This is a genomic window from Kitasatospora sp. NPDC057512, from assembly GCF_042802135.1.
Classification (GTDB): domain Bacteria; phylum Actinomycetota; class Actinomycetes; order Streptomycetales; family Streptomycetaceae; genus Kitasatospora.
Map to the genome: position 1 here is coordinate 1 of NZ_JBHVET010000526.1, position 6,246 is coordinate 6,246.

A 6,246-nucleotide genomic window follows, 5' to 3' on the forward strand; every position below is an offset into this window, starting at 1 on the left:
CTCCTGGAGGAGTTGGGCGTCGATCAGCTCCTCCAGCTGCCGCTCGGCCTGCTCCGGCAGGATGCCGGCCACCGCCGCCGCGACCCACGGCGCGAAGTCGGGCGCGTCGAGCAGTCCGAGCAGCCGGAACGTACGGCGGGTCGGCTCCGGCAGCCGGGCGTAGCCGACGGCGAAGCCGGCCCGGACGGCCAGGTTCCCCGCGGCCAGTTCGTCGAGCCGGCGCCGTTCGTCGCGCAGCAGGTGCGCGAGCCGGGCCAGGGTCCAGCGCGGCCGGGCGGCCAGGCGGGCCCCGGCGATGCGGACGGCCAGCGGCATGCCGCCGCACAGCTCGACGATCTGGGCGGCGGCCACCGGCTCGGCGGCGACCCGGCGGTCCCCGAGGATGCGGCGCAGCAGCGTCCGGGCGTGGGGTGCGTCGAGTTCGTGCAGGTCGATGAGCCGGGAGCCGGGCAGGGCCGTGAGCGCGGCGCGGCTGGTGACCAGGACGGCCGGACGGTCCGGCCCGTGCTCGGCCGGGTCCGCCGGCGTGCCCGGGAGCAGCGGGCCGATCTGCTGCTCCCCGGCGGCGTTGTCGAGCAGGACGAGCGTGCGGCGGCCGGCCAGCAGCGTGCGGTACAGCGCGGAACGCTCCTCCAGGGAGGCCGGGATCTCCCGGGGGTCCGCACCGAGGGCGCGCAGGAAGGCGGCCAGCACGCCGGCCGGGTCGGCGGGCGACTCGTCGGCCCCGCGCAGGTCCGCGTACAGCCGGCCGTCCGGGTAGTCGACGGCGGCGCGGTGGGCGCTGTGGACGGCCAGCGCCGTCTTGCCGATGCCGCCCATCCCGGCGATCACCGGCACCCGGCCGGCCGCCAGGGCGTCCAGCACGAGCCGCACCTGCTCGTCGCGGCCGGTGAAGTCCGGGATGTCACGCGGGAGTTGGGAGGGCACCCGGGAGTTCCCCGGGACGGATCGGGCGTCCTCCCGGTCGTGCGCGAGCAGCGCCAGGAAGACGCTCTGCACCTGCTCCCCCGGCTCGATCCCCAGTTCCTCGGACAGCCGCCGGCGCAGCGCCTGGAAGCGGCGCAACGCCTCCGCCGCCCGCCCGTCCGCCGCCAGCAGCTCCAGCAGGGCGGCCTGCACGGGCTCGTCGTACGGGTGCTCCTCGGCGAGCGCCGTCAGCGCGGGAACGGCCGTCCGGGCCGCCCCGTCGGCCCGCACGGCCCGGGCCAGGGCCAGGACCGTGGCGCGCACCTCGTCCGCCACGGCGGCCACCAGCGGGTCCTCCCGGTTCACCCGCTCCAGCCCGGCCAGCACCGGGCCGCGCCGCAGCCCGATCGCCCCGGCCGGATCCCCGTCGGCGGCGAGCCCGCGGAACCGCCCGAGGTCCACCGCGCCCGGCCCGGTCACCAGCCGGTACCCCTGCGCGTCCGACTCCAGCACCACCGACTCGTCCCCGAACCCGCCGAGCCAGCCGCGCAGCCGCGACATCCCGGTGTGCACCGCGCCCCGGCCGACCCGGTCCGCCTGCCCCGCCCACACCAGCTCCAGCAGCCGCCCCACCGACAGCCGCTCCCCCTCCGCCAGCAGCAGGACCCCCAGCAGCCCCCGCAGCACGGTGGCCCGCGGCAACGCCTGCGGCACGGAGTCCACGGCGACCGTCAGGGGCCCCAACAGCCCGAACGTCATCTTCATCCGCTGCATCCGCTTCAGTCCCTCAGAGCCCACGACCGCCTGCGGCCCGACCACGACCCTAGTACGGACACGGCCCGACCGGCATGCACCAGCCCTGCCCGAGCCCGGGCGCCCAACCGCCCACGCGAACGACGAAACGGCCAGGCGTGGGCTGCCGGGCCCGTGCGGGCCACGGGTCCGGCAGCCGACCGGCCTACTGGGCCGCCGACTTCATGTAGGTGCTCCAGATGCGGCTCGGGAGGGCGGCGTCGGAGGTGTCCGGGGTGGCGCCGCCGAGGCCTTCGAGGGAGAGCAGCTTCATGTCCTTCAGGTCCGCGCGGAAGATGGTGACCGCCGTCGACAGCTGCCCGTTGTAGCCGACGAACCACCCTGCCGTACGGTCCGCGGTGGTGCCGGGTTTGGCGCCCAGGCCGGGGCCCGCCTCCGCCGCCGGCTTGGCGGCTCCGTCGCGGACGGAGCCCTTGAGCGCCGCGTCCACCTCGGCCGCGACCGACGGGGGCAGTGCCTGGGTGGCGGTCGGCAGGCGCAGGGGGAGCTGGACGCCGTTGCGGGAGATCCTGAGGACAGAGTACGGGTCGGTGTGGCTGCCGCCGGCCGCGAAGGCGGCGTAGGCGTCGGCGGTGCGGACGGCGCTGGGGGTGGAGTTGCCGACGCCGAGGGCGGGGACGAGTTCGCCCAGGCTGTTGGGGAGCAGGCCGAGGTCGGTGGCGGTCTTCTGCACCCGGTCCAGACCGACGTCCATGCCGAGCTGCATCAGCGGCCCGTTGACGGACTGTTCGACCGCGTTCCGCAGGGTGACCGTGCCCCAGTTCCGCTTGCCATCGTTGGCGGTCTTGACGATCTTCCCGTCCCGTCCCCAGTACGGCCCTTCCGGGGTCATCACGTTCACCCCGTCGTCGCCGTTGTAGGGGGTGGCGGGCGTCACCGGGGTGCGGTCGCCGCCCCGTTGGCGCTGCACTCCCTGGCCGAGCCCGGCGGCGTACACCACCGGCGTGAAGGCCGAACCGATCGGCACCGTGGTGGTGTTGGCGTTGTTGAAGCCCTGCTTGAGGTAGTCGGTGCCGCCGTAGAGCGCGACGATCCGGCCGTCCGGGGCCACCGAGGCGGCGCCGACCTTCAGGAACTTGTCGGCCTCCCGGTTCTCCGGGTCGATCCCCGCGGTGGCCTCCCGCACGGCGGCGGCCAGGGCGTCGACCCTCGGCTTCTCGAAGGTGGTGCGGATCTGGTGGCCGCCGAGGTCGAACTGGGCCGGGGTGATGTCGCTGTGGCTCTCCACGTAGGCGCGGGCCATGTCCACCAGGTACCCGGTCTGGCCGCTCAGCCCCGCCGACTTCGGCTGCGGCCTGGGCGCGGGGAACACGGTGTACTTGGCGCGCTCGGCGGCGGACAGCTTGCCGACCTCCACCATCCGGTCCAGGATCCACGACCAGCGCTCCTCGGCCCGCTCCCGGTTCTCCGCGCTGACCGCCGGGTCGTACTGCCCGGCGCCCTTCAACAGCGCTGCCAGGAAGGCGCCTTCGCTCGGGTCGAGCTGGGAGACGTCCTTGCCGTAGTACGCCGCCGCGGCGCGCTCGATGCCGTAACTGCCGCGCCCGAACCAGCTGGTGTTGAGGTAGCCGGCCAGGATGTCCTGCTTGCTCATCCGGTCGTCCAGCTTGATCGCGATGACGATCTCGCTGAGTTTGCGGGACATGTCCTGGCGCTGGTTCAGGTAGATGTTCTTGACGTACTGCTGGGTGATGGTGGAGCCGCCCTGGGTCTCACCGCCGGTGACCATCTGGACGACGGCGCGCCCGATGCCGGTCACGGAGATGCCCGGGTCGTTGTAGAAGGTCTCGTTCTCGGCGGCCAGCACCGCCCACTGCACCGGCTCCGGCACCTGGCCGAGCGGCACCTCCTGCCGGTTGGTGGGACCGATCCGCGCCATCTCGCTGCCGTCCGCCCAGTAGTAGACGTTGTTCTGCTGGGTGGCGAAGGAGTTGAGGTCCTCCGGGACGGCGGTGTGCGCGTAGAACCAGAGCAGCCAGCCGGTCAGCCCCGCCGCGCCCGTCCCGGCCACCAGCAGCAGCTGCCGCCAGGACGGGAGCCAGCGGCGGACCCCGCGCCGTCCGCGGCGCGGGTAGTCGATCCGCAGGGACGGGCGCCGGCCCCGGAACGGACGCCACCCGCGTAACGGCCGGGGGTGCGGGCGCGGGCGCGGCAGGAAACGCCGGCGTCGGCGCCCGGGCGTCTCCTTCTCGGCGGCCTCCTCGGCGGTCCCCTCAGCGGTCCCCTCGGCGGTCTCCTCGGCGGTCTCCTTGGCCACGTCTTCGGCCGCCTCTTCGGCCCCGCCGTCTTGCTGAGCACGCACAGTCCGGTCTCCGATTCGCTCGTGGGCTGGTCCTCCGTACACATAGACGTGATGGGAACATCAGTACGTATGCCTGGCTTTGGTGTGATCATGGTCATACTGCGCTCGGCGGGTGGGACGTGAGCGTCCGGCGGGAGGGCAGCGGACCGTGGACGAACAGCCCGCGGACGCCCGCCCGCGCGGAACCCGGTCCGCGGCAGCCCCGACGTGCCGCCAGAATGTCGCCATGAGGATGATCCAGACCGCGCTCGGCACGCTGCTGCTCCTGCTGATCATCGGCAGCATCCTGCGCACGCTGGTCGTTCCGCGCGGCCTCTACTCGGCGCTGGTGATGCGGCTCTGGCGGGTGCTGCGCGCACTGCTGCGGCTGTCCGCCGGGCCGAACCGCGGCTACCACGCGCAGGACCGGGCGCTCACCTGGCTGGCGCCGCTGGTACTCCTCGGCATGCTCGGCGTCTGGCTCGGCTGCATGCTGACCGCCTACACCCTGCTGCTGCACGGCACCTCCGAGCTGAGCTGGTCGGTGTCCGTCCGCGAGGCCGGTTCCAGCCTGTTCACCCTCGGCTTCGCCAGCGGCGAGCGGCTCCACCTCTCCGCGATCGACTTCCTGGCCGCCGCCAGCGGCCCGCTGGTCATCGCCCTCCAGATCGCCTACCTGCCGACCCTCTACGCCGCCTACCAGCGCCGCGAGACCGAGGTGACCCTGCTGCAGTCCCGGGCCGGCGAACCCGCCTGGGGCCCCGAGCTGCTGGCCCGCCAGTCCCTGGTGGACACCGAGACCGCGCTCCCCCAGCTCTACCGGGACTGGGAGCGGCTGGCCGCCGACATCGGCGAGAGCCACTCCAACTACCCGGTGCTGCTCTCCTTCCGCTCCCCGCAGCCCCACCGCAGCTGGGTGGTCGGGCTGATCGCCGTGATGGACGCCGCCGCCCTGCACCTGGCGCTCTGCCCGCGCTCGGCCCCGCCCGAGGCCCGGCTGGTGATCCGGGCCGGCTTCACCGCGATGCGCGACATCGGCCGCTCACTGCGGATCGACTTCGAACCGGACCCGGACCCGGACGTCCCGATCCGGCTGACCTACGCCGAGTACCTGGGCGCCGTCGCGATGATCACCGCGGCCGGGTTCCCGCGCGAGCGCCCGGTCGAGGACGCCTGGGCGCACTTCCACGGCTGGCGGGTCAACTACGAGGCGCTGGCGTACGAACTGGCCCGGCGCAGCGACGCCGTACCGGCGCTGTGGACCGGCCCGCGCGACTTCCGTGCCCCCGTCATCCCGCCGAGCCGCCCCACCGACCGCCGCCCGTCCTCGACCCCGCCGCCGGGGGCACCGCTGCCGCCGCTGCCGCCCGCCTGATCGGGCGGACCGGGTACACTCGTTCGCAGTACGTGCCGTGTACGTGCCGTGTACGTGCCGTTCAGGAGCACGCAGGAGCAGAGGAAGAGGGAGGTGGGGTTGATGACCGCGCTCAAGGCCGCCATGCGCAGCGTCCGGGTCTCCCTCACGTCCCGGGCCGCGGCCTGACCTCCTCCTGTCCCGCCCCGCCGGGGGCGTGAGCCCGCGGGGCCCGCACGAACACTCCTCAGGAACGGATCTCCGTCCACCATGCGCAACTGGATCACGCGTGCCGAGACCGGCACCGACATCCCGACCATCCGCGACATCAACCTCGCCGCCTTCGGAACGCCCGCCGAGGCCGACCTCGTCGACGCGCTGCGCGCCGACCCCTCCTGGATCGAGGGTCTGTCCCTCGTCACCACCGCCGAGCTCGGCACCGGCGCGCACGGCATCGGCGAGCACGGCATCGGCGCGCACGGCACCGGCGAGCACGGCATCAGCGCGCACGACGCCGCCGAGCACGGCACCGCCGTCGGCCACGCCCTGCTGACCCGCTGCCACATCGGCGACGTCCCGGCCCTGTGTCTGGCCCCGTGCGCCGTGCTCCCCGCGTACCAGCGCACCGGCGCGGGCTCCGCCGCCGTCCGCGCCGCCCTCGACGCGGCACGGGAGCTGGGCGAGCGCCACGTCGTCGTCCTGGGGCACCCGGACTACTACCCGCGGTTCGGTTTCACCCGCGCCTCCGCCCACGGCATCGGCCTGAGCATCGAGGTTCCGGACGAGGCGCTGATGGCCCTCGCCCTGGACGACGGCCACCCGCTGCCCGCGGGCACCGTCCGCTACGCCGCACCGTTCGGCATCTGACGAACGACGCCGGGCGGGGCACGTG

General features: G+C 74.2%; 4 protein-coding genes. 2 read left to right on the forward strand and 2 right to left on the reverse strand.

The features are described from left to right. Positions 1-1,671: BTAD domain-containing putative transcriptional regulator (locus ACFU6K_RS28160; RefSeq protein ID WP_380667629.1), on the reverse strand; the 1,671-nt coding region annotated here is incomplete at its 3' end. A gap of 193 nt (positions 1,672-1,864) precedes the next feature. Beyond that, positions 1,865-4,021 carry a transglycosylase domain-containing protein gene (locus ACFU6K_RS28165; RefSeq protein WP_380667631.1) on the reverse strand — a complete coding sequence of 719 codons (2,157 nt, stop codon included), beginning with the start codon at positions 4,019-4,021 and terminating at the stop codon, positions 1,865-1,867. A gap of 226 nt (positions 4,022-4,247) precedes the next feature. On the opposite strand from ACFU6K_RS28165, the gene ACFU6K_RS28170 reads away from it, so the two are divergent. Then, a complete protein-coding gene (locus tag ACFU6K_RS28170) occupies positions 4,248-5,375 on the forward strand; it encodes a hypothetical protein (protein ID WP_380667633.1) in 1,128 nt (375 codons plus the stop codon). Between the two features lie 249 nt (positions 5,376-5,624). After that, a complete protein-coding gene (locus ACFU6K_RS28175; RefSeq protein WP_380667635.1) occupies positions 5,625-6,221 on the forward strand; it encodes a GNAT family N-acetyltransferase in 597 nt (198 codons plus the stop codon). Positions 6,222-6,246 lie beyond the last annotated feature (25 nt).